We start from the raw sequence: 25330 nt of genomic DNA on the forward strand, positions 1-25330 counted from the left end.
TCTAGCATATAAAGTTAATTTATTACCTTTATTTGTAAACATCACATTTTATTACTATAAATTAAATAAAAATTCTTTAAAATAACTATTAACTAAAAAATTATTATTTAACTTTTAATTATAGTTATAGCTTCATTAATCTTATTTGCATAAAACTACTAAAAGTAATATACATTCTAAAATAAATAAACTGAAAGGCACTAATAAAATAGGATTTCTCTTTAAAACTCCTATAAAATACGAAAAAATAACTGGTTAAATTTCTGAAGAAGAAGTGTTGAATATTTTTGAGGAGTTTCGATATAATTATCGTTTAAACTTATAATAAAAATTTATAAGAATTATAAGATGTAACTTATAGAGTAATCTGTGGAATCTAAAAAAGATGATTTCTATATTGTAGAGAAATCATCTTCTTAGTTTAATATACCTTTTTTGTAATGCCCTTTACATAGAGACATTTAAATTTAAAGTTTGATTAATTTTTATCTTTCATAAATTATTTACTATAGTTATGGAATCCTCTTCCTGTTTTTCTTCCAAGGTATCCAGCTCTAACATACTTTCTAAGTAGGCTGTGAGCTCTGTATTTAGTATCTCCTGTTTCTTTATATAATACGTCCATAATTGCTAAGCAAACATCAAGACCTATTAAATCTCCAAGTGCTAGTGGGCCCATTGGATGATTTGCTCCTAACATCATAGCCTTGTCTATATCTTCTGCATTTGCTATACCTTCTGCAAATATTCCTACTGCTTCGTTAATCATTGGAACTAATATTCTGTTTACAACAAATCCTGGAGCTTCTGCTACTTCAACTGGCTCTTTTCCCATTGCTACAGTTAATTCTTTTATAGCATTAAAAGTTTCGTCTGAAGTTGCCATTCCTCTTATAATTTCAACAAGCTTCATCATTGTAGCTGGGTTAAAGAAGTGCATTCCTATAACTTTGTCAGGTCTATTTGTTGCAACAGCAACTTCTGTAATTGAAAGAGATGAAGTGTTAGTAGCTAATATAGCTTCTGGCTTACATATCTTATCTAACTCTCCAAATATTTGTTTTTTAATCTCCATGTTTTCTACAGCAGCTTCAACAACTAAATCAACATCATCTAATAAGTTCATATCTGTTGTTCCACTTATTCTTGACAGTATGTCTTCGGCTTTTTCAGCAGTTATTTTTTCTTTAGAAACTAATTTGTCTAAGCTCTTTTTAATTCCAGCTATTCCTTTTGACACAAATTCATCCTTAATATCTCTTATTATAACTTCATAGCCTTTTGTCGCAAAAGCTTGAGCTATACCAGAACCCATAGTTCCAGCACCAAGAACACATATTTTTTTCATACTAAATACCTCCTAAGTATTAACTTTATGACCATGTTTTAAAATAATTTTAATCTAGTGAAGAATGAAGAATTATGGATAGAATTAACCATAAATTTCTCATATTAAATGTGAAATTTTCTAATTCTCTGTTATCATCCTTAATTCTTCATTAGTTATAAATCAATATTTAATATTATTTTAAAACATTGTCAAAGTTATATATTCACAGATACCCCAATGCTTTGCATTGGGGTACTGTAAAAAACTTATTTTAAATATGGTGTCATCATAACCCAATAAGTTAACAATATTATATCATACTTATAAGGCATACGAAAGAAAATAACTTGTCAAAGATGTGTAGTATATTTTTCGTCAGACAAGAAGACAGGTTTCCGTGATAGTTGGGCTATCATGGAGTTCTGACGACGCAGTATGACGAGAAATAAACAAGCATACTGACTAATTATTTTCTTGAATATGCCTAAATCTTATTTAAGATAACTAAGTTAAATATTTAATCTTTAATTTAGTTATCTATAAATTCATCAATGAATTTATTATTTTTCCATTGCTTTAAATTGAGCTACCATTTCTGGAACAATTTTTTGGAAATCTCCAACTAATGCTACGTCAGCAGCTTTCATGATTGGAGCATCTGCATCTTTATTTATAGCAATTATATAGTTACTGTCTTGCATACCAGCTAAATGCTGAATAGCTCCTGATATACCACAAGCAACATATACTGTTGGTCTTACAGTTTTTCCTGTTTGACCTACTTGAACTGCTTTATCTACCCAGCCGTTATCAACAGCAGCTCTTGAACCAGCAACTGATCCACCTAGTGCTTCTGCAAGTTCTTTTAACATAGCGAAGTTTTCTTTTGAACCTACTCCTCTACCACCTGATACTATGATATCAGCTTCAATTATATCTTCAACTTCTTTAACTATTTTCTTAACTTCTAGAACTTTAGTTCTGATGTCTGAAGCAGTTAATTCAAAGTTAGCTTTTTCAACAACAGCAGCTTTTGAATCGTCTTTTGCAAGTTTCTCGAAAACTCCTGGTCTTACAGTTGACATTTGTGGTCTATGATCTCCACAAACGATTGTAGCCATTAAGTTCCCACCGAAAGCTGGTCTTGTCATCATTAAGTTATTGTTTTCTGGATCTATATCAAGTGCTGTACAGTCAGCAGTTAATCCTGTTGAAAGTTTAGCTGCAACTCTTGGTCCTAAATCTCTTCCAATGTAAGTTGCTCCTATAAATATTATTTCTGGCTTATGAGCATTAGCAAGATCCGCTATAACTTTAGCATATCCATCAGTTGAATAATGTGCTAATTCTTCTCTATCAGCTAATAATACTTTATCAGCTCCGAATGCTGCTAATTCTTTAGACATTCCTTCTACGTTATGTCCAATAAGTAATGCTGTAAGCTCTACTCCTAATTTATCAGCAATTTCTCTACCTTTTCCTAAAAGTTCTAGTGAAACCTTTTGTAATTCTCCGTCTCTTTGCTCAGCAAAGACCCAAACACCTTTGTAATCTGCTATATTCATTGTAATTCCCTCCTACCTACTAAATAAAGTGATTTTCTTTTAGTTTAGCTAGTGCAATTGAAGCTGCTTCTTTTGGTGATACATTTATAACTTCACCTTGTCCTTTAGCTTCTTTAGCCCAAGATCTCTTAACCTTTGTAGGTGAACCTTTTAATCCAAGAAGGGCTACATCTACATCTATGTCTTTAACAGTCCAAACTTTTACTTCTTTATCTTTTAATGCAAATATGTTTTTAACGTTCATGTATCTTGGCTCATTTAAAGTTTCTATTGCAGTTAATAGAACTGGAGTTTGAACTTTTATATATTCATATCCATCTTCCCAAGCTCTTCTAACTTTTAATCCATCAGCTTCTACTTCAACTTCTTCAACGTAAGTTATTTGTGGTAAGTTTAAGTGCTCAGCAATTTCTGGTCCAACTTGAGCTGTATCTCCATCTATAGCTTGTCTTCCTGCGAAGATTATATCGTAATCTAATTGTTTTATTGTAGCAGCTAATGCATGAGAAGTAGCTAGTGTATCTGCTCCTGCGAAAGCTCTATCTGTAACTAATATAGCTTCATCAGCACCCATAGCTAATGCTTCTTCTAGTGCTTTTTGAGCTTGTGGTGGTCCCATTGTTACTACTGTAACGTGAGCACCTTTCTCATCTTTTAATCTTATTGCCTCTTCTAGAGCATTTTTATCATCTGGGTTTATTATTGAAGGAACACCGTCTCTTATAAGAGTTCCTGTCTTTGGATCTATTTTAACTTCTGTTGTATCTGGAACTTGTTTCATACAAACAACTATTTTCATCGTAATTCCCCTCCTACTTTAAGATGTTTCCTGCGATAACCATTCTTTGAACTTCAGAAGTTCCTTCATAAATTTCAGTTATCTTAGCATCTCTCATCATTCTTTCAACTGGATACTCTTTAGTGTAACCATATCCACCAAATATTTGAACAGCTTTAGTAGTAACTTCCATAGCTACTTCTGATGCAAATAATTTAGCTCTCGCAGCGTCTACTGTATATGGTAATTTATTGTCTTTTCTGTAAGCAGCTTTATAAACTAATAGTCTAGCAGCTTCAACTTTAACTTCCATATCAGCAACCATCCATTGTAATCCTTGGAATGCTGCAAGTGGTTTTCCAAATTGTTTTCTTTCTTTCATATAGGCAACAGCTTCATCTAAAGCACCTTGAGCTATTCCTAATGCTTGAGCAGCTATACCAATTCTTCCTCCATCAAGAGTTTTCATTGCTATACCAAAGCCTTTTCCTTCTTTTCCTAGTAAGTTCTCTTTTGGAACTATACAGTTTTCAAATACAAGTTCAGTTGTTGAAGAAGCTCTTATTCCTAGTTTTTCCTCAACTTTACCTATTGAGAATCCTGGGAAATCTTTTTCAACTATAAATGCTGATATTCCTCTTGTTCCTTTAGATTTATCAGTCATAGCAAATACTACAAAAGTATCAGCAACTCCACCGTTAGTGATGAATATTTTTGAACCATTTAATATATAGTTATCTCCATCTAAGTAAGCTGTTGTTTGTTGTCCAGAAGCATCTGTTCCTGCATTAGGCTCAGTTAAACCAAACGCACCGATTTTTTCTCCTTTAGCTAATGGCACTAAGTACTTTTCTTTTTGAGCTGGAGTTCCAAAAGCATCTATTGGAGCAGCACATAATGAAGTATGAGCTGAAACTATAACTCCTGTAGTTCCGCAAACTCTTGATAATTCTTCTACTGTTATAGCATAAGATATGCTATCTCCACCTGCTCCACCGAATTCAGTAGAAAAAGGGATTCCCATCATATGGTATCTAGCCATTTTTTCTACATTTTCCATTGGAAATCTTTCAGTTACATCTATTTCAGCGGCAATAGGCTTCACTTCATTTTCAGCGAATTCCCTTACCATTTGTTTTACAAATTCTTGTTCCTTAGTTAAAGAAAAATTCATTTCCCATTCCTCCTATAATTTATAAATATCAACGGATTTTATTTCTATTTATTTTTAAAGGCTTTGTCTCTTTTTTCTATGAAAGCTCCCATACCTTCCTTTTGATCCTCTGTACTAAAACAAAGTCCAAATACTTGAGCTTCATACATAAGAGCGTTATCTATGTCCATTTGCATACCTTTATTTATAGCATCTTTGCAAAGCTTAACTGCTATTGGAGCATTGCTTGCAATCTTTTTAGCCATATTAGTTGCTTCTTCAAGTAACTGTTCTGGCTCAACAATTTTATTTACTAATCCAATTCTTAAAGCTTCCTCTGCATTAATTAGGTCTCCTGTGAAAATCAATTCCTTAGCTTTGCCCTCTCCCACAAGTCTAGCTAGTCTTTGAGTCCCTCCAAATCCAGGAGTTATTCCTAATCCAACCTCTGGTTGTCCAAATTTAGCTTTTGATGAAGCTATTCTTATATCTGCGGCCATAGAAAGCTCACAACCTCCACCTAATGCAAATCCGTTAACAGCAGCTATAATTGGTTTTTCTAAAGTTTCTATTCTTCTAAAAACTTTATTTCCTAATATTCCAAACTGTCTTCCCTCAAGTGAATTTAATCCTTTCATTTCAGAAATATCTGCTCCTGCAACGAAAGCTTTTCCTTCTCCTGTTAACACAACAGCATAGATTTCAGCGTCATTTTCAATTAATTCAATAGCATTATCTAATTCTTTTAAAGTTTCTGAATTTAAAGCATTTAAAGCTTTCGGTCTGTTAAGCTTAATAAAAGCAATGTTACCCTCTTTTTCAAGGATAATGTTTTTAAAATCCATAACTCCATCTCCCCATGAATTATTTCTTTTTGTTTCTTGCATAATTTGTTAATATTCTAACAAATTAAAACAAAATGATTGAAGCACTAAACGCCTCAATCACTATTATATTATGTCTTGCAAACTTTTTCAACATAAATCATGAAATTTTTCTAAATATTAAAAATCATAACGGTTATTAAGTTCATATTCAAATTTTATTAAAGATTTATATAAATTCAAAATTAAAATTTTGTATATTTATGTCAAAACATCTATATTTTATATGTATTTTAATTGTTACTTATATATTTAACTCTATTCTAGATTGTTAATTAATCATAATAACTAAAGTTAGATAATTTATAAAAATTACCCCATAAATGAAAAATTGTGGATGAAATTAATCCCTCAGAATTAATTTCCACAATATTTTATAAATATTACTTTAATTTCTTATTTTTCTAAGAAGACTCCACAATTATCAATTAAAATTATTCTTCATCATGTTCATTTAATAAGTAGCTTAAAGTCATTAAACTTTCACTTAGATGAACGTTTTCTACTATTACATCATCAGGTACCTTTAAATCTATTGGCGCAAAGTTCCATATACCTTTTATGCCACTAGTAGTTATTATATCGCACACTCCTTGTGCTCTATCCTTAGGCACACAAATTATAGCTATATCTATTGCATGTTCTTTTATATAACTTTGTAAATCATCTATATCTTCTATTGCTACATCTCTTATCTTTAATCCAATAAGTTTTGGATTTATATCAAATATTGCTTTTAGATCAAAAGACATCTTTTGAAAATAGGTGTAATTAGCAATCGCTTGACCTATATTACCTGCTCCAACAATTATTGTATTATATTGTTTATCTAGACCTAAGATTAATCCTATTTGTGATAAAAGCTCTTTAACATTATATCCATATCCTTGTTGACCGAAGTCACCAAAGCAATTTAGGTCCTGTCTTATTTGCGACGCAGTAAAGCCTATTTTTTCACTTAATTCTTTAGAAGAAATTCTATCCACATCATTATTAGCTAGTTCTTTTAAGTATCTATAGTATTTTGGCATTCTTTTTATAACTGCCATTGATATATTTTTTTTCCTTTCCACTGTAATCAACTCCTATTTAGTTTATATATATTGCAAAGTTAAATATCACCTTTAGCATGTGCGCCTAAGCTAATAATTTGTTGTATACCCTGTCCATTCTACACTTTGTTATTATTTTACCATATTAATTGTAATTTGTTTATATGTATTTTAAAAATAAATTATGTAAATTATATATAAATTATTCATTTTATCGTCATATATTTTTTAAGTTTTATGAAATATTTTTTAATATATTGATAATTATCGTATAAAGAAACAATTATTTAATACTCATATGACAATATTATATATTTTATAACATCACTATATATTATATAACAATACTATATATTATATAACAGCACTATATATTATATAATTAAAATTTCCCTATTGACAATGGTCAATTTATGGGAATTCTTATTTTAGGTAACTCAGAATTCACAATATAAAATTCACAATTATAGTTATTTCTCAGTATTAACTTCCACCCCTGGGGTCTATAATAAAATTATGAATTTTAAACAAAATTAAAATAATGACAAAATCTAAATTTATAACTACTTTCTACATAGACCCTTGAGGTGCAGTAGGATAAAAAACTATCAATATAAAATTGCTAGTCAAAAAATTTATTTAAAGAAATTATTTTATCTAAAAATAATTTCCACCTCAATTGTCAATTGTCCATTCTCAATTCTCCATTGATTAAGTTGGCATTTGATAATTATTCATAGTACAATAATATAGCGAGGATGGTGAAAATTATGATAGTTTTAAGCTGTAATAATATACATAAAAGCTTTGGAATAGATGTGATTTTAAAAAATATAAGTTTCAATATTAATGATGGAGAAAAGGTAGGTCTTATAGGTGCTAATGGTGCAGGTAAATCTACTCTTTTTAAAATATTAACCTCACAAATGGAATATGATGGCGGAGAGCTCTTTATAGATAAAAGTAAAAAGGTAGGCTATTTATCTCAAAGCCTTGCTTTAGAATCAGATAATACCATATATGATGAGCTTTTAATGGTTTTTGAGAATTTATTAAATATGGAAAAAAAACTAAAAATTTTAGAAGAGAAGATGAATGAACCTTATGATATCTCTAAAGAAGAGTATCATAACAAAATAATAAAGGATTATACTACACTAACGGAACTTTATACTAATAATGGTGGTTATACCTACAAAGGGGAAATTAGTAGAGTTCTAAAAGGGCTAGGTTTTAATGAAGAAGATTTTGATAAATGTATTAATATTTTAAGTGGTGGACAAAAAACTAGAGTAGCTCTTTGTAAACTACTACTTACAAAGCCTGATATACTGCTTTTAGATGAGCCAACTAACCATTTAGATCTAGATGCTATTGAATGGCTTGAAGAATATTTAAAATCCTATAAGGGAAGCATTGTAATAATTTCACACGATAGATTTTTCCTAGATGCTGTAACCACTAAAACTTTAGAACTTATCGGTGGAATAGTTGAAATTTATAACGGTAATTATACTACTTTTATAGATTTAAAAAAGAAAAATTATGAAATAGCATTAAAGGCATTTTCTCTACAACAGGCAGAGATTAAACGACAAGAAGATATAATAGCTAAATATAAATCCTTTAATAGAGAAAAAAGCATAAGAGCTGCCGAAAGCCGTCAGAAGGCATTAGACAAGATGGATAGGATAGATGCCCCTATTAAAGAAAAAAAGGCTTCTAGAATCGAATTTGACACAGAAATCAAAAGTGGTAATGATGTTCTATACGTAGAAGATCTAAGTAAGTCTTTTGGAGAAAAAACGCTTTTCACTAATGTTAATATGGATATTAAGAGGGAATCTAAAATTGCAATTATAGGTGAAAATGGTAGAGGTAAAACTACATTATTTAAAATAATTATGGATAAAGTACCTTCAGATAGTGGTATTAAAGTTTTAGGTAAGAATGTTCATCTTGGTTATTACGACCAAGAGCAATCCAATTTAAATGAAGATAAAACTATTTTAGATGAAGTATGGGATGACTTTCCTAAGATGACCACTACAGAGATAAGAAATGCATTGGCAGCATTCTTATTTACAGGTGATGACGTATTTAAAAAAATTAAAACCTTAAGTGGTGGTGAAAAGTGTAGAATTAACCTTTTAAAACTAATGCTTTCCAAGTGCAATTTCTTACTTCTAGATGAGCCTACTAACCATTTAGATATAGTTTCAAGAGAAGCTTTAGAGGATGCAATACTTAGCTATGATGGTACAGTTTTAGTTATATCTCACGATAGATATTTCTTAAATAAAGTTATAAATAAAATTTTTGAACTTAGGGAAGATGGAATTAAAGAATATTTAGGAAACTACTCCTACTATGTTGACAAAAAGAAAAATCCCCTAAGATTTGAAATAGAAGAAGAATATGATGGTATTACTAAAACCCAAATGAAACTTGATAAAAAGAAGAAAAAAGAACAGGAAAAATTAGAAAGAGAAAAGAAAAATCATATAAAATCCATTGAGGATAAAATTTCAACCCTTGAAAATGAACTTGAAAAGCTACAAAATCAGCTATGCATTGAAGAAGTTTATTCAAATCCTGAAGAAAGTCAAAGGGTAAATAAAGAAATTAGCGATATTGAAACAGAACTAGAATCACTATATGAAGAATGGGAAAACCATATATAAAAAACCGTGAGTACTCACGGTTTTTTATATAATTGAGAATTAAGAGTTAAAAATGAAGAATTTATGGTTGAAATTAATTCTTTACAAATTAATTTCTCTAAATAGATTTAAAATAAAAGTGACAAAGTCACTTTTATTTTATAAGAAGTTACACAGTAACTTCAAAAAATCAATTTAAAACTTCTCCCACAAAGGAGAAGTTTCCATAATTGTCAATCGTCAATTTTCAATTCTCAATTGACTAATAGTGGTATATGAAGCAATACTCTTATATTTTCTTTATATGCTTCTTCAAAACTTAGTATATCGTTAGATTTTCCTACTTTAATTCTAAAACTAGGCTTGTTAAACTCTTTTATAAACCAATATTTTAAAGAAGAGTATTCATAATTCACTTCCTTATCAATTAGTTTATATCCTGATAATTTAGACATTTTAACTGCTATATGCTTATATTCATAATTATAATCATCGTGTCCGTAGTATATTTGCTTTCCATTGCAATGATAAGAAATTACTATATCAAAATTTTCTTTCAAGATTAAGTTTACTACTGCCTTAGTTTCTGGTTCACTTTCTGGGAATTCCCCACTATACCATCTAAATTTAGGTCCAAAAACTCCTTCTCTTGCCTCACTAGCTTTCCACTTATGCCAATTTGCATCGTAATTCCTACTTATATCTACTCCTCTAGCATTACTACTCCAACCTGAAAAGTCTAAGCTTCCATTATTATATTTTATTAACTGTTCATAATATGGATGCTCCTCTTTAAGTCCATTAATTACCAAATCTACTCCATCAGGATTTATCATAGGAAGTATATATATGGTGCAGGTATTAAAGATTTTATTGATATTATATGCTCCAATACGTTTATTCTCTGAATAAGCATATGAAAAATTCTCAATAAATTTTAATAAAAGCAGTGAAGTAATCCAATCATCTCCATGATGGCTGCCGTTATAAAATATTTTTTTTCTGCCATTACCAATTTTCAAGTAATAAAGTTCTTTCCCAAGCAAACTCTTTCCTGCACTATTAACCCCTATGAAACTATACCTTTTAGCTAATTCCTTAATATCACTTTCCATTTGATTATAATCATAATTTTTATCCGTTTTAACTATATCTTCGTTATTTTTACTTAACTTAGGAGTTTTTCCTAAGAACAGAAGCAATTCATCGTATATATTGTTAAAATTATTACAAAAAACCAATTTTATCACCCATTTGCTCTGTATATTTTAAATATTTTGAATCATATCTTAATAATATAGTATTAACAATTTATTTACAATATGATTTCTCTTGACACTCTATTATAGTATTAAATATATATTAAGTTCACTTATTTTAATCATTTATTTTATTTTTTTAATTTAATATGTAAATAATATCGAACTTAATCTAAAATAAGGAAGTTTAGCTGTTCTTATAATATAGATACATCTCACTGAAAATTGTATAATTATCTGTTTTTTTGTATTTTAATTCACAAAGCTATATAATGAATTATCTTATTAATTAAGAATTAATAACGAAGCATGAAGAATTTATGGAAACTTCTCCTTTACAGGAGAAGCATTTAGTTGATTGCAAGAATTAATTTCGACTATAATTCTTCATACTTAACTCTTAATGTTTATAGTTTCTCCATAGTATTACTTAAATTCACTAATTCCTATTCCGAACTATACTGTACCCTAGGCAAACCCTTATACAATTGAGAATTCACGATGCACAATGCACAATTGTGGATATTTCTCAGTTGCCACCGAGAAATTTAAAATTGATTCTTTTTTGAAGTTACAGAGTAACTTTTTTAAAAAACTAGCAATTGCATTGCTAGTTAAAAAAATCCATTCAAAGAAATTATTTTGCTAAAAATAATTTCAACCATAATTGTGAATTGTGCATTGATAAATCCCAAGAGGTAAAAAAGTATTAATGTACATAAAAAAAGAAGTGCCAAGCACTTCTTTTTTTATATTATATTAAATTTCTTGCAACTATTTCTGTTACTGCAAATGAAGCAACATCATCTGCGTATTTTCCTGGTCCAAATCCAGCATCGTAACCAAGCTCTTTAGCAAGCTCGTGAGTTATTCTTGGACCTCCAGCTATTAATACAACTTTATCTCTTATTCCTTCAGCTTCTAAAAGCTCAACAAGGTTAGTTAAGTTTTGAATGTGAACATCTTTTTGAGTTACTGTTTGAGATACTAGTAAAACGTCTGCTTTAAGTTCTATAGCCTTTTTAATGAACTCTTCGTTCTCAACTTGGCTTCCTAAGTTGTAAGCTTCTATCATAGGGTATCTTTCAAGACCATAATGTCCTGCAAAACCTTTCATGTTCATGATAGCATCTATACCAACTGTATGAGCATCTGTTCCTGTACTTGCACCTATGATAACTACTTCTCTTTTAATGTTTTCTTTAATGTATTCACCAACTTCTTGCATATCCATTGTATCAACTTCTACTGTTTGAACATGAATTTCTTCATAGTTTACAGTGTGAGTTAAAGAACCATAAACAACATAGAAAGTAAATTCTTTATCTAATGCTTCATGATGTGCAACGTTAGGCTCTTTAATTCCCATAGCCTTTGCAAGTTGTACTGCTGCTTCTACTCCTCTTTCATTATCTTCTACTGGAAGAGTAAAGCTCACTTGAACTTTACCGTCGTTCATAGTATCTCCATATGGTTTAAGTTTAGTTAAATCTAAGCTTTTATCAAAATCTTTATTGTCTGTTGAATATAATCCACCACTCATTATTTGTTACCTCCTAACATTAAATCTATAAATGGGTTGAAGTAACCTTCTTCTTTCTGTACAACACCAGCAAGGCCTTTTCCACCGTCAAATGGTCTTTTGATTCCACCAAATTTACCTTGTTCTAATGTCTTAAATAAACCTTCTTTTTCTATATCTTGTATTAGATCTGTAGCTTTTCCTAAAACTTCGTCTACTCTTGTTTCCATTATTCCGCCTTTTTTATAAGTAATTTCATCTCCAAGGTCTTTCATTGTGCTGAAGATATATTGAGCGTTTTCTATTGATAGTGCTCTATCACTCATAAATGGAGTGTGTATAGCTTCTGTTAACATTCCTAATAAATGAAGTTTTTGTCCTGTCATTATTGTTACCATGTTGAATAATGCGTCTTGAACATGTCCTTTAAATACATTACCAGTTTTAAACTTAGTTGGTGGCATATATTTAAGTGGTGCTTTAGGGAATATTTCTCTTGCCATTTGTGCTTGTGCAAGTTCAAGTAAGAATCCATTTTCTACATTTGGATTAATTTCAAATGCATGTCCAAGTCCCATTTGCTCTTCTGGAAGACCAGCAGTTAACGCAAATTGCTCATTGATAAATTGAGAAGCTAGAACTGTATGTGCTTCCTCAACAGCATCTGCAGTTGTTAAGTAGTTATCTTCTCCTGTGTTGATGATAACTCCAGCAAATCCGTTGATTATTCTTGAGAAATATTGGTCAACAAGTGTTCTTTGCATGTTGATATCTCTGAATAATATTCCATATAATGCGTCATTAAGCATTACGTCTAATCTTTCTAATGCTCCCATTGCAGCTATTTCTGGCATACAAAGTCCTGAACAATAGTTACATAGTCTTATGTATCTTCCTAATTCTTCTCCTACTTCATCAAGAGCAGCTCTCATAAGTCTGAAGTTTTCTTGAGTTGCAAAAGTTCCACCGAAACCTTCTGTTGTTTCTCCATATGGTACATAGTCAAGAAGACTTTGTCCTGTTGTTCTTATAACTGCTATAACATCAGCGCCTTGCTTAGCAGCAGCTTTAGCTTGAACTATATCTTCATAAATGTTACCTGTTGCAACTATAACATATAGATATGGACCGCTCTTATCGCCGAATTTCTCTAAATAGCTTTCTCTTTTTCCTCTATTTGTTCTTATTCTTTCAACAGTTTCTTTAGCAACTTTATCAATTACCATTTTAATTTCAAAGTCATCATGCATTGGAATTTTAGTTAAATCTAATTCTCCTTTAGCAACTTTTTCAGCTACTTCTTGTGCAGTTAATCCTGTTTCTATCATAGCGTTTCCTATGAATTTAGAAGCACCCATTGATAATCCATTTCCGTTTTTAATGTTGTCAACCACAACGTTTGGTAGTGGTACTCCAAACTCATCTACGTTGTCTATTCCTAATAATCTACATACAGTTCTTTCAACTGCTACTGTAGTATGTCTATCTATAAATTCTTGAGTGTCCTTAGCGATATTTTTTGATGACTGTCTAGCCTTATCTACTAAATTCCAGTCTAAATTTATCTTACTATTCATTGCCATCCTCCTCGTTATAATAAGTTTTTGCTATATCTACTATGTCACTCTCAAGTCCTAATAACATAGCGATATTTAGTGCATCTTTTGGCACCTTATTTTCTTTAGAAACTTTCTCTAGCTTATATTCCATATGTTCTTGAATTATCTCTACAGAATGAGTCTTATTTAAATCTATTTTATATTTCAATTTATCAAAATCCATATTTTTAAGCCCAATTACCTGATAATGATCCATAGTATCATCTACTACACCATCATAATGAGTAGATATTAAACTTACGCTGTTAAATCTAGACAAATAAGTTGCTAATGATTTTACTAAATAGAATCCTTCTTTAGGGTTAGTTCCTCTAGCAAATTCATCTAATGCTATAAAACCATCTGCTCTTTTAGCACATTCAACAACTTCTTTAAGCTTAATAATTTCTGCTCCAAAAGTACTAAGTCCTTTTGATATAGATTGCATATCATCTGATATAAAGTGTATAAAATCTAATACAGGAAATGTTGCTTTCTCAGCAAATACAAAAAAGCCCATTTGTCCTAAAAATAAATTTAATACTATAGTTTTAAGAGTTACACTCTTTCCACCCATATTGGCACCAGTAATTACTGTTGTACCATTTTTAAGCTTAACACTAACAGGTGTGAACTTTTTACTTTTTTTACTTAGAATACTTTTAATTTCAGGGTTAAAGGCGTTGTCTAATTCTATTTTCATATTATCACTTATCGTAGGTCTGACTGCGTTATGCTTCAATGCTAGCCTGCCTTTTGCAATGATAAAATCTAACTTTCCTATGGATTTTAAATTTTTATTTATTTTTGGCCCAAACTTAGATATTTCTTCACTTAAGCCTTGTCTTATCTTAAGTTCTTCAGCTTCTTCTAAAATAACAATTTCTAAACGTTGTTGTTTTAACTTTGATATTTCATCTTCATCATCTGAAATGTATATCTTTTTTTCTACTGCTTTTTTCTTTTCTCTTATTTCTTTAAGCTCTTGAGAATACTTATCATACACATGGAAGGTTGGTATTCTTTTATTCTCTGGATCTAAAAGATCTAAAACTTCTGTAAGATAGGAAAACTCTATTTCTTTAATATCAAGTTTTATCTTATCTACTATAGCCTTAAGCTCTTCTATAAGCATTGAAAAATATTTTATCTCATAAAGCTCAACCTCATCTAAGGCTTCCATTTCCATAGCTCTCTTTATGGAATTCCTAATGTCTTTAAATTTACAAAATATTCTTCCTATATCTTTAAAGGCATCTTCATTTTCTTTCATTGAATTTATAACTTTTTCCAAATTATCAAATTCATCTATTAAAAGAGCTTTTTCTTGTACTGTAAAAGGTTTAATCTTTTTCTTTTCCTCTACGCCATAGAAAGTAGTTATATCTAACTCTTCCATGAGAAAACTAAACCCTATTTGCCTTCTTTGCTCATCATCTAAAAACTTCATTTTATAACCCTCCAACCACATCAAAAACTGGTATATCAAGTTCTTTTTTAAGTTCTTCTATAAACTTAACTTTATCAAACTCATACCCATAAGGAGATTTAGGATTTGTGGTAACACATAATACATTTATAGGGTTTATAACCTTAAGAATTCCCCCCTGCTTTTGGAATTTATAAAGAGTATCTTTTGATAAGAAAACCTTTGTTCCATCTTCTGCAAGGAAGGTTACATTTTTATAAAGATTTGTGGACTTCATAATATCCTCAATTAAATTATCAGATACTACGCCTTTAATTACCACATAGGAGGTATTTTCATCTAAGGCTTCTACTATTTCCTTTGACGCCTCTAAGGAAGTTTTTACTTCTAAGCCTTTAAAAGTTTTTTCATTACTTATAATACCAATTCGTGTACTTTTGTTTATAGTCTCACACATTTGTAAAATTTCCTGATTTTGCTCATGGGGTAAGCTTAACAGTTTTACAGTGTGAACTGTTTCTTCAACTACTTTTCTCATGCTTCTTGATAATGCTGCACCTGTTGATAGAATAGTGGCTTTTGTAGTTGCGGGAGATGCAAAAGTCTTTCTACTTAGTGCGCCATCAACAATTACAAGATCACAGTTTAAGCTTAAAAGTTCATCACGAATTTCAGTCATATAAGAGTTTACAGAAGGTCCTCCTAAATCTACATAACCATCACTTAAAGCCCTACAAATAACAATTTCCCCCATAGGAGTATGTATTCCTGTGGTCTTAAGAATTTCTTTTGTTATATCGCTATTGAATAAACATTGTTTAGCTGTTGCTATTATTGTGTTTTTTTCTATATATATTTTTGGTTTTTCCGTTGCTGTAACCCTATCTAAATCTTCTCCATCACGACCTATTGAAGTTAGGCCAAGGAGCCTATTGCCCCTTGCCTCCTTCAATATATGATTTAATGTAGTAGTTTTACCTACATTTTTATTCATTCCTATGATGGAAACACTATTATAGTCTTTTATAAGATCTAAAATATTGTTCATAGTTAATCTTAGTGGCTGTGTCTTTGATTTCTCTCTAATCCTACTGGTTCTAGAGCCATGCCTTCTCCGTTTAATAATCCAGCAACTCCAACCTTATGAACTTCTTTCTTACCAGTGCAAACATCACAGCTACATCCTGGAGTATAGTTTGTTGGCTCTGAATAAGTTGTTATAACACCTTCAAAGTTTCTTAATATTACTTTATCGTGGCTTTGTGAAATAACATAGTTTGGCATAACTGGAGTTTTTCCACCACCGCCTGGAGCGTCAACAACAAATGTTGGTACGCAGTATCCTGAAGTATGTCCTCTTAATCCTTCAATGATTTCGATACCTTTAGAAACTGGAGTTCTGAAGTGCTCAAGTCCTAATGATAAGTCACATTGATAGATGTAGTAAGGTCTTACTCTTATTTTTACTAATTGATTAACTAAGTCTTTCATTACGTGTACGCAATCGTTAACTCCTCTTAATAAAACTGATTGGTTTCCTAGAGGTACTCCTGCATCAGCAAGTAATTGACAAGCTCTAGTTGATTCTTCAGTTATTTCATTTGGATGGTTAAAGTGAGTGTTTAACCATACTGGATGATATTTTTTAAGCATATTTGCGAACTCTGGAGTAATTCTTTGTGGAAGAACAACTGGAGTTCTTGAACCTATTCTTACTATTTCAACGTGTGGTATTTCTCTTAATTTAGCTATGATATATTCTAATGTTTCATCAGATACTAAAAGTGCGTCTCCACCTGATAATAATACGTCTCTAACTTGAGGAGTGTTTCTGATGTACTCAATTGCTTTATCTATTCTTTCCATTGGCATAGAGTCATCACTTTGTCCTGCAAATCTTCTTCTTGTACAGTGCCTGCAGTACATTGAACACATGTCAGTTATTAATAATAATACTCTGTCTGGATATCTGTGAGTTAATCCAGGTACTGGTGAATCTGTATCTTCATGTAATGGGTCTTCAAGGTCTGCATCAGCTTTCTTAAGCTCTAATGCTGTTGGAATAGCTTGTTTTCTTACTGGATCATTAGGATCGTTAGGATCGATTAATGATAGATAATATGGAGTAATTGCCATTCTCAATGATTTTACGCATTGAGCTACTCCTTCTTCTTCTTCTTTTGTTAATGGTATGTATTTTTTTAGTTCTTCAACAGTTTCTATTCTGTTTCTTACTTGCCATCTCCAGTCATTCCAATCTGCGTCGCTAACATCTTTAAATAATTCATATCTTCTATTTATCATGATATTCCCTCCATCATTAAATAATATAAATTTTATTTAAATTGAAATTTAAATTAAACGTATAGCTCTTCGAACATTTTTCTTAGGTTTTCATTTTCTCTCAATTCTTCTAATGTTATTTCAGCATGTCCTTTAGTGTATCCATTACCAACCATCATAGTTACGTCTTTACCTACACCTTCAGCTCCTAGTGCTGCTTTTGCAAATCCTGTAGCCATTGAGAAGAAGTAAACTGTTCCTTCATCTCTAACTGGTAATATAGTTGACATTTCTGTGTTTTGAACGTTTACGCAGTTTATTGAAACGTCAACTTCTTTTCCTTCGTTGTTTTCAAGTGCATGGTTCATAACTTCGATTGGTTTAGTAGCATCTCCTATAACGATGTGTAATCTTGGTCCGAAGTCTAATTTTCTTAATCTTGAAGCTTCTTCTTCATTTCTTACTAATGCTATAACTCTTCCAGTTGGTCCAACTCTCTTAACAGCTTCGTAGCAGCAAAGCATTCCTGATTTTCCTGCTCCACCTAAGATTAATACAGCTTCGCCTGGTTTACAAAGTTTAGCAACTTGAGCTGGTGCTCCGCAAACGTCTAATGCTGCTAATGCTAATGTTTCTTCCATATCTTCTGGAAGTTTTGCATATATTCCACTTTCGAATAATATAGCTTTTCCTTTTATTTCAACTCTGTCGATATCTGGTTTAACATCTACTATTTTTTCTATTTTTAATGGAGTTAAAGATAATGAAACTAATGTAGCTATTTTATCTCCAACTTTTAGATCTGTTGTACCTTGTAAAGCTTCACCAATTTTCTCTATTCTTCCTATTAACATTCCGCCTGATCCTGTTACAGGGTTTTGCATTTTTCCTCTTTCTGCAACAATTTCAAGTATTTTAGCTTTAACTTTTTCTATATCATGACCTGCTTCTTCTTCTATTTGAGTAAAGCTTGCAGAGTCAACGTTTAGAGCTTGAACGTCGATAAGTATTTCATTATCGTAAATCTCCATATCATTGTCTATTTTAAGCGCTGGTTGTGGTAAAACACCTTTTGGTTCTATAACTCTGTGAGTTCCATATTTACATCCTTTTTTCATAACTAAGCTCTCCTTCCTTATGTTCCTCTAAATTTTAAAATTTAAATTGTAAAGTAGTTTTTTTATAAGGTTACGTTTTAAATATGTTGAAACTTAAATTATTTAATCTAATTCACAACTTACAATTAAGACAATTAGCACAACTTGAAATTTGCACGCTAAATTCATACAAAATTCTTTTTCTTAATTATTGATCATAAAATTACAATAATTAAAGATTCAACATTGTTTTAAAACAATAACATTTATGTTAATTTTAATGTCAAACTATTTAAGTGGTTTAAGTCCTAATATTTCTCTTGCTTCAGCTGGAGTAGCTACTTCTCTTCCAAGTTCTTTAGCAATTCTTACAACTTTCTCAACTAGTTCTGCATTAGACTCAGCCATAACACCTTTTGATACGTAAACATTATCTTCAAAACCTACTCTAACATGTCCACCATCTAATATTGCCATTGTAGCTAATGGGAATTCATTTCTTCCTATTCCTGAAACTACATAAGTACTTCCAGCTGGAATGCTTTCTTTCATAAATACGAAATCTCTGATTTCAGCACTTATGCCACCGTTTACACCCATAACAAAATTAAAATGCATTGGTGCTTTTATGTAGCCTTTTTTGTGTAATCTTATAGCCATATCTATCATTCCCTTGTCGAAAACTTCGATTTCTGGCTTAACATCTAGCTCTATCATCTTTTGTCCAAATTCTTTTATTGTATTTTCAGTATTAACAAATATTTCGTCTCCACCAAAGTTACAAGTTCCGCAATCTAATGTTGCCATTTCTGGACGTAAATCTACTGGTTGAAGTCTTTCTTCATTAGTCATTCCCACTGCTCCACCAGTTGAAGGTTGAATAATAGCATCTGGGCATCTTCTTCTAATTTCTTCTATACAAGCTCTGAATCTCTCTCTATCTTGAGTTGGAGTTCCATCATCTTCTCTTACATGTAAATGAATTATACTAGCTCCAGCTTTGTAAGCCTTTTCAGCTTCAATTCCAATTTCTTCAACAGTGTAAGGAACATTTTTATTGTGTTCTTTTGTTACTTCAGCACCACATATTGCTGCAGCAATGATTAATTTTTCCATCTTCTTTTCCTCCCACATTGGATAATATTGTTATTTTTTTAACAAATCACTTGCAATAATTCCTTCATTTTTTATTATAAAGAACTTTTTATCTTTATACTATTTTCTCTTTTTATCTTTTGGAACAACACAGATTCCAGTTGCTTTACAAACAACTATTGGCTCTTCTAATACGTCACAAGCTGAATCATTTATGTCTGGTCTTGGAGCTATAACTTTTCTAGCTTCAAAAGTCATTTTTCTTGAAGTATTTCCTACGTGTACTATTTCTCCAACTGCTTCTATATAGTCTCCTGCATAAACTGGTGCTAAGAACTCAATATTTTCATAAGCTTTGAAAAGTCCTTCATCTCCATCATTAAGTATTAATAACTCTGTTGCTACATCTCCAAATAATTGTAACATTCTAGCTCCGTCAACTAAGTTTCCACCATAATGTGCGTCATGTGCACTCATTCTTAATCTAATTACTGATTTCATTTTTAGTACCCCCTGTTAATTTTTTAAAAAATAAAAGGCACTGAAACTTTCAGCACCTTAAACAATCCTAATTATATATATATAATGGACTATAGATGTAACGAAAATTTCTTATCTTCATCACATAAATAGCTCATCATAATATCTTATGACAGTGATAGAAAATTTACTTCCTACCCCCAAGTAATATACTTAAGAACAAGTATACCCTTTCGGCGTGTAAATCCTTCGCATATATCATCGGAAGTTCCTTTCCTTAACATATATATACTACCATTCACTCGCTCCTCTATTTACGAACAATATTTAATTTTTAATAATTTGTGAACATATTATGTCCACCCTATGTATTATATTATATTATTTATAATTTAAAAAATCAATGATATTTTCTGAAAATTTTATTTTACTTTAACATTTAATAAATTATTCATAAATTTCTCTTATATTCTCGACAATATAAATTGAATTTTTACAGCATATTCGACATGTTGTAGTTTATTATAATTTTTTGTAAAATTTTAATTTACATAAATATTTCCAAATAATATTTTTATAATTCGTACCTTTAATATTATATTCATATATTCTTTTAAATACAACTAAAACATTTAAAATTTAACAAATAATTTTATTCGACAATTTATAATCTTTATGAAATAATAGTTAATCAATTGAAAACTTAGCCAATGGACAATTATGGTTGAAATTAATTCTTAACGAATTAATTTCAACCATAATTGTTTTTAACTAGCAATTTAATTGATTCTTTTTTGAAGTTACTACGTAACTTCAAAAAAGAATCAATTACGGATTGTGAATTGTGAATTAAATAAAGGCGTGACTTTGTCACGCCTTTCATATGTCCCATTCTAGTTCTTCCCACATTAGTATATTGGTAGGATATTGTTTTCTTACAGAATTAAGAAAAATTTCAAAATCCCTTTTAGTCCATCTACATTTAATACTTGAACATCTGTCTAGATATTCTTTGAAAAAGTCTTTTAATCTATTTTCTAAAGTAATTGTCTTTTGTATTGTATTATCATTATCTACTAGTAATATTAAAAGTTTCTTTTGCTTTGTTAAGTTAATCATAATTTTTAGCGAGTATGCATCATTATAATTAAACCAAACTGTATAATAACCATCTTTATATTTTCCTCTAATTTTAATTAAAAGATATAACGATTTAACTTTATTATTACTTACAAATGCACCTCTAAATGCTATAGTTGAATACTCACTATACTCTTCAATAGCAGAAATACAATCCTTTATAACTATTAAAGTAAATCCTCTTATTAGTTTTCTATCTTCTATTAAAGATACAGAATCTTCAGGTAATCTTTTAATGGTTTCAAATAACTTAATCATATTACCATATTATAAGCAAATCAACTTAAGGCATCGATAAATAATTATAGAGTTCCAGAGCATAATTTCTATAAAAATAGCCTAAATCCTTAGAAATTAAGGATGCTAATTAAGAGTGAAGAATTTAGGATGAAATTCACCTTTAGTGAATTTCTTAAAATAAAATTTATTTTAAAAAACTCCGAAGGTTTTGACGGTGAAGTTTTAACCATAATTCTTCATTTTTCATTCTTAATTTTTAATTTAAAGAAAAAAATTTTTGTTATGGAAATTAAAATCATGTATAAGTTAAATTTCCACCGCGGAACCCTATAACTATACTATCTTATATCTATAACTTTAAAAACTTCTTTTACAGTTACTGTCAATTTAACTTGCTTATTTTCTCCTTCAACTATTCCGGTGAAATTATAGTTTCCAAGAGTATTTGAGTTTATATAAGTATTATCCCAATTTACTTTAAAATCTTTTGTTGTCCCATCACTCATAATTCCTTGTACCGTAGTAGGGAAAGTATATTTATCTCCTCTTCCTATTACAGCTGTTAAATCGCTAACCTTCTCTAAACATGGAACTACTTTAACATTTAACACAACAGTTTTATCCATCACTAATCCTTCATAGCTTTTAACTCCTACTACAGAAGTATCCGCAATACTGTTTGTCCATTTAACTGGAACTTCTTTTTTTCTACCATCTTCTAAAGTTGCAACTACAGTTTTAGGTAATTCAAATGTAGACTTATGCTTTGCTTCTACAGTTTGAGTATCTATGTGACTGATATTACTATATCCCATATCTGTCTTCAGTTGTTGAAGCACATTATCTCCAACTATACTGGAACCTCCTAAAGCATATATCTCTTTAGACATTTGAAGTTTAGCATGTTCTAGTGTATGCTTTTCAATAACACTATTATTAGTTAGTATTAAAGGTGAATTTGTTTGCGCTGCTAGTGCACTTCCTGCTAATGCATCAGGATAATTCATTCCTGTCGCCACGTAAGCTTTATCATAATTAAGTTTAGAAGCAAAATACTTTAATATTTCAACGTTTGTTTCATATCTGTTAACACCTGAAATTCTCTTAGGATTTTTAAATCCATTCATAACAGAATTACTTATAACTCCTTCTCCACCAACTATATAACTTACTGGAATATTTTTATCTTTAACAAGCTCCTGAACTTTTTCATCCATTTCATTGGTTTTTGTTAAAAGTATAGGCATAGAAAGTCCTGCTGCTAATGGTGCTATTGATAGTGCATCTGAGTAATTTAATCCATAAGCTACTGCAACACCATTTTCAACACCTAATATCTTAGCTACATTAACTGCAGTATCATATCTATCCTCACCCTTAACTCTTTCAACGTTTTTAACTACAGATTTCAATTCTTTTTCTACTTTATCTGTAATAACACCATTTCCTCCAACAATTATTATTTTATTTGCCTTTAATCTCTTAATTTCATCTAAAACATTTGTTGGGATTTCATTGATTTTTGTTAAAAGTATCGGAGCATCATATTTCTTAGCTAAAGGCGTAGCACTAAGAGCATCAGGATAATCTGCACCAGTAACTAATACTATTGTATTTGAGCCATTAGCCCATCCATTTTTAGAAATAGCTATAGCTGTATCATATCTATCTCCTTTATTATCTGCTGGTAATCTATTAGTAATTACTGAAGTAGTTTTTCCTTCAATATTATTAGCATAAACACTAACTCCATTTAATAAAGTGGTGGATATTAATGTTCCTATAGTTAAAGCAGCTAATATCTTAACCTTTTTATTGTTAACCATCCAATCATCTCCTTTTAAGTTTACTTTCTACAATTTATATAATATTACATAAACACAAAAAATCCTTTATTTTTCCTTAATTTTATCATGTTTTATTAAATTTTTTATGATTATTATTAATCTTATATGAATAATATCATAATCTTTAATCTATTTTCTAGAAACTAATATTTCTCATGAATTCAAAAAAGGTATTGCTTAAAACAATACCTTTAAAATATTCAATTAACTTCTTTTTTATTTCTCTATAATCTATCCTATCTACATCTCTTACAGCAATCGCAGCATCTATGGCAGCAGTGTCTGCAACATCTACAGCATCTATGCTCACAGCATTCATGATGTTTATGGTGCTCACAACATTCATGATGTCGGCGTTCACAACATTCATGATGTCTACGGCACTCACGGCATTCACAGCAACAATTATGATTGTGTCTATGATTATTACACATAACTATTCCCCCGTTATTTTAAATTTTTAGACCTCTTAAATAAAATAACTAGTGAAAGATGTGATGAATATTTTGTGTCAGACAAGTTGGTAGTCCGCTGAAGTCACTTCAGTATATTCTATCCATAAAGTATGGCACAAAATAAACTAGCATATTAACTAGTTATTTTTAAGGTGCCTTATATATCTAACTATTCGCTAAGTCAATTATATTTTTAAAGTTACTTATGGTAGCTGTCTACAGACAACTTTTCCCTTTAAACATATTTCTCATAAATAACCTAATTTTATATTTTAAATTTATTTTAATACTTGCTATATACTATGATATAAATATAAAAATGCTACTTTTAAGAACTAATTAAAGCACTATTAAATTTTTATAAAAATTATTTATTATAATAGCCTATTATATTTCTCTTTATTTTATAAATAACTACTCCTCAAAGATTAAAAATTAAGCATTAAAAATTAAGCATTAAAAATTAAGAATTATCGAGAAAATGAGTTTTAATCAAACTAACTTATTCAATAGATTTTTTAGCTAGCAATACAATTGCTAATTTTTCACCTCTGGGAAGCAGGTAATCAATGGAGAATTGAGAAGGGTGCAGTATAGTTTGGAACAAGACTAATAAATTTAACTAATACTATGGGAAAACTATAGGAATTAAGAATTAAGTATGAAGGATCCAGAATTATGGTTTAAATTACTTTTACAAACTAATTTCTTTAACTTATTTTTACTAGCAATAGAGTCGCTAGTTTTTTATATGAATTTATGTAGTAACTTCAAAAGATTCAATTCTAAATTTCTCAGCAATAGCTGAGAAATATCCACAATTGTTAATTGTGAATTAAAAAAGGTATTGACTTCAGTCAATACCTTAAAAGGATTAATTCATAGTCTATATAACTATTTTATAGACTATAGTTATTTGCTTTTTAAATTATGACAACAATATCAGCTCTACCAGTAGCACAAATTAACATTTCTTAAGCATTATATTTGTATTCTCTGATACTACATAAAGAAACCTTTCTAACCTTTAAAATACATTTCTAAGGAAATAGTTTCTCTCAAAGAGATATTTAAACTGTATCTCAATTCTAGAACCTGTATATAGTCTTATAACATAAATACAAGGGTTATCATGTTATAAAGTCTATTTTAGGAGGAACCTTTAGAAAACTATATAAGGAATCTTTAAAAATAGCTAGTCAGTACGCTAACCTATTGTGCATAATACTAAGCCAACATAATCGGTTCATAACCCCACTATGAATCGGTTATGTTTTCTTGTCTGGCACAAAATATCCATGACATCTTGAACTAGTTATTTCATTTCAGACACCTAAATTTAGTTTCTCAATGATTTTTACTCATTTTATACTGATTCTACTAATCTATCCTTTTGTATTTTATATTTACTAATAATATTATTTATTATAATTTCATCTTAATTATTAGTATATTCTTAT

Annotated in this window: 19 protein-coding genes and 1 riboswitch; of the genes, 1 reads left to right on the top strand and 18 read right to left on the bottom strand. The window is 30.1% G+C overall.

The genetic code is table 11. From position 1 onward, the window contains the following. Nucleotides 1-499: 499 nt before the first annotated feature. The 6 genes from ACWPW7_RS22820 to ACWPW7_RS22845 all read right to left on the bottom strand — a co-directional run bounded on the left by ACWPW7_RS22820 (nucleotide 500) and on the right by ACWPW7_RS22845 (nucleotide 6783). Nucleotides 500-1348 (bottom strand): 3-hydroxybutyryl-CoA dehydrogenase, encoded by an 849-nt coding sequence (locus tag ACWPW7_RS22820; protein ID WP_454055562.1) that lies wholly within the window; start codon nucleotides 1346-1348, stop codon nucleotides 500-502. A 542-nt stretch (nucleotides 1349-1890) separates the two neighbouring features. Continuing rightward, entirely contained in the window at nucleotides 1891-2895 is a 1005-nt protein-coding gene (locus ACWPW7_RS22825; RefSeq protein ID WP_039632839.1) for an electron transfer flavoprotein subunit alpha/FixB family protein, read from the bottom strand. Between the two features lie 19 nt (nucleotides 2896-2914). Further along, nucleotides 2915-3694 carry an electron transfer flavoprotein subunit beta/FixA family protein gene (locus ACWPW7_RS22830; RefSeq protein WP_039632837.1) on the bottom strand — a complete coding sequence of 260 codons (780 nt, stop codon included), beginning with the start codon at nucleotides 3692-3694 and terminating at the stop codon, nucleotides 2915-2917. A 13-nt stretch (nucleotides 3695-3707) separates the two neighbouring features. Then, on the bottom strand, nucleotides 3708-4847 hold the full coding sequence (locus ACWPW7_RS22835) for an acyl-CoA dehydrogenase (protein WP_454055563.1): 1140 nt from the start codon (nucleotides 4845-4847) through the stop codon (nucleotides 3708-3710). Nucleotides 4848-4891: 44 nt separating this feature from the next. Then, nucleotides 4892-5671, bottom strand: a complete 780-nt coding sequence (locus tag ACWPW7_RS22840) for a short-chain-enoyl-CoA hydratase (RefSeq protein WP_039632833.1) — start codon at nucleotides 5669-5671, stop codon at nucleotides 4892-4894. A gap of 473 nt (nucleotides 5672-6144) precedes the next feature. Beyond that, nucleotides 6145-6783, bottom strand: a complete 639-nt coding sequence (locus ACWPW7_RS22845) for a redox-sensing transcriptional repressor Rex (RefSeq protein WP_454055564.1) — start codon at nucleotides 6781-6783, stop codon at nucleotides 6145-6147. 749 nt (nucleotides 6784-7532) lie between these two features. Here ACWPW7_RS22845 and abc-f point away from each other — a divergent pair. Then, nucleotides 7533-9446 carry a ribosomal protection-like ABC-F family protein gene (abc-f, locus tag ACWPW7_RS22850; RefSeq protein ID WP_454055565.1) on the top strand — a complete coding sequence of 638 codons (1914 nt, stop codon included), beginning with the start codon at nucleotides 7533-7535 and terminating at the stop codon, nucleotides 9444-9446. A 233-nt stretch (nucleotides 9447-9679) separates the two neighbouring features. Here the strand turns inward: abc-f and ACWPW7_RS22855 are convergent, their stop codons facing one another. The 12 genes from ACWPW7_RS22855 to ACWPW7_RS22910 form a co-directional block, all read right to left on the bottom strand. Then, nucleotides 9680-10666 (bottom strand): M14 family zinc carboxypeptidase, encoded by a 987-nt coding sequence (locus ACWPW7_RS22855; protein ID WP_454055566.1) that lies wholly within the window; start codon nucleotides 10664-10666, stop codon nucleotides 9680-9682. Nucleotides 10667-11438: 772 nt separating this feature from the next. Next, the gene (gene kamE / locus ACWPW7_RS22860) at nucleotides 11439-12227 is read right to left on the bottom strand and encodes a lysine 5,6-aminomutase subunit beta (protein WP_454055567.1); all 789 of its coding nucleotides are present in this window, start codon (nucleotides 12225-12227) and stop codon (nucleotides 11439-11441) included. After that, on the bottom strand, nucleotides 12227-13783 hold the full coding sequence (gene kamD, locus ACWPW7_RS22865) for a lysine 5,6-aminomutase subunit alpha (RefSeq protein WP_291566234.1): 1557 nt from the start codon (nucleotides 13781-13783) through the stop codon (nucleotides 12227-12229). The genes kamE and kamD overlap by 1 nt, the downstream gene beginning before the upstream one ends. Further along, entirely contained in the window at nucleotides 13776-15254 is a 1479-nt protein-coding gene (gene kamC, locus ACWPW7_RS22870; RefSeq protein WP_454055568.1) for a lysine 5,6-aminomutase reactivase ATPase KamC, read from the bottom strand. Before kamC ends, kamD begins: the two co-directional genes overlap by 8 nt. Nucleotide 15255: 1 nt before the next feature. Further along, the gene (kamB, locus tag ACWPW7_RS22875; RefSeq protein WP_454055569.1) at nucleotides 15256-16281 is read right to left on the bottom strand and encodes a lysine 5,6-aminomutase reactivase subunit KamB; all 1026 of its coding nucleotides are present in this window, start codon (nucleotides 16279-16281) and stop codon (nucleotides 15256-15258) included. Nucleotides 16282-16289: 8 nt separating this feature from the next. Then, a complete protein-coding gene (gene kamA / locus ACWPW7_RS22880) occupies nucleotides 16290-17537 on the bottom strand; it encodes a lysine 2,3-aminomutase (RefSeq protein WP_454055570.1) in 1248 nt (415 codons plus the stop codon). Nucleotides 17538-17590: 53 nt separating this feature from the next. Further along, nucleotides 17591-18634: an L-erythro-3,5-diaminohexanoate dehydrogenase gene (kdd, locus tag ACWPW7_RS22885; protein WP_291566241.1), complete on the bottom strand. Its 1044-nt coding sequence runs from the start codon at nucleotides 18632-18634 to the stop codon at nucleotides 17591-17593. Nucleotides 18635-18901: 267 nt separating this feature from the next. Then, nucleotides 18902-19729, bottom strand: a complete 828-nt coding sequence (gene kce / locus ACWPW7_RS22890; protein ID WP_291566243.1) for a 3-keto-5-aminohexanoate cleavage enzyme — start codon at nucleotides 19727-19729, stop codon at nucleotides 18902-18904. 99 nt (nucleotides 19730-19828) lie between these two features. Further along, a complete protein-coding gene (kal, locus tag ACWPW7_RS22895) occupies nucleotides 19829-20209 on the bottom strand; it encodes a 3-aminobutyryl-CoA ammonia lyase (protein ID WP_291566245.1) in 381 nt (126 codons plus the stop codon). A gap of 121 nt (nucleotides 20210-20330) precedes the next feature. Then, nucleotides 20331-20509, bottom strand: a riboswitch (Lysine riboswitch). A gap of 558 nt (nucleotides 20510-21067) precedes the next feature. Then, nucleotides 21068-21586, bottom strand: coding sequence for a hypothetical protein (locus tag ACWPW7_RS22900; protein WP_454055571.1), 519 nt, complete (start codon nucleotides 21584-21586; stop codon nucleotides 21068-21070). Nucleotides 21587-21906: 320 nt separating this feature from the next. Beyond that, nucleotides 21907-23394 (bottom strand): cell wall-binding repeat-containing protein, encoded by a 1488-nt coding sequence (locus ACWPW7_RS22905; protein ID WP_454055572.1) that lies wholly within the window; start codon nucleotides 23392-23394, stop codon nucleotides 21907-21909. Between the two features lie 157 nt (nucleotides 23395-23551). Continuing rightward, nucleotides 23552-23761 carry a hypothetical protein gene (locus ACWPW7_RS22910; RefSeq protein ID WP_454055573.1) on the bottom strand — a complete coding sequence of 70 codons (210 nt, stop codon included), beginning with the start codon at nucleotides 23759-23761 and terminating at the stop codon, nucleotides 23552-23554. Nucleotides 23762-25330: the final 1569 nt, after the last annotated feature.

Source organism: Clostridium sp. Marseille-Q7071 (assembly GCF_965112025.1).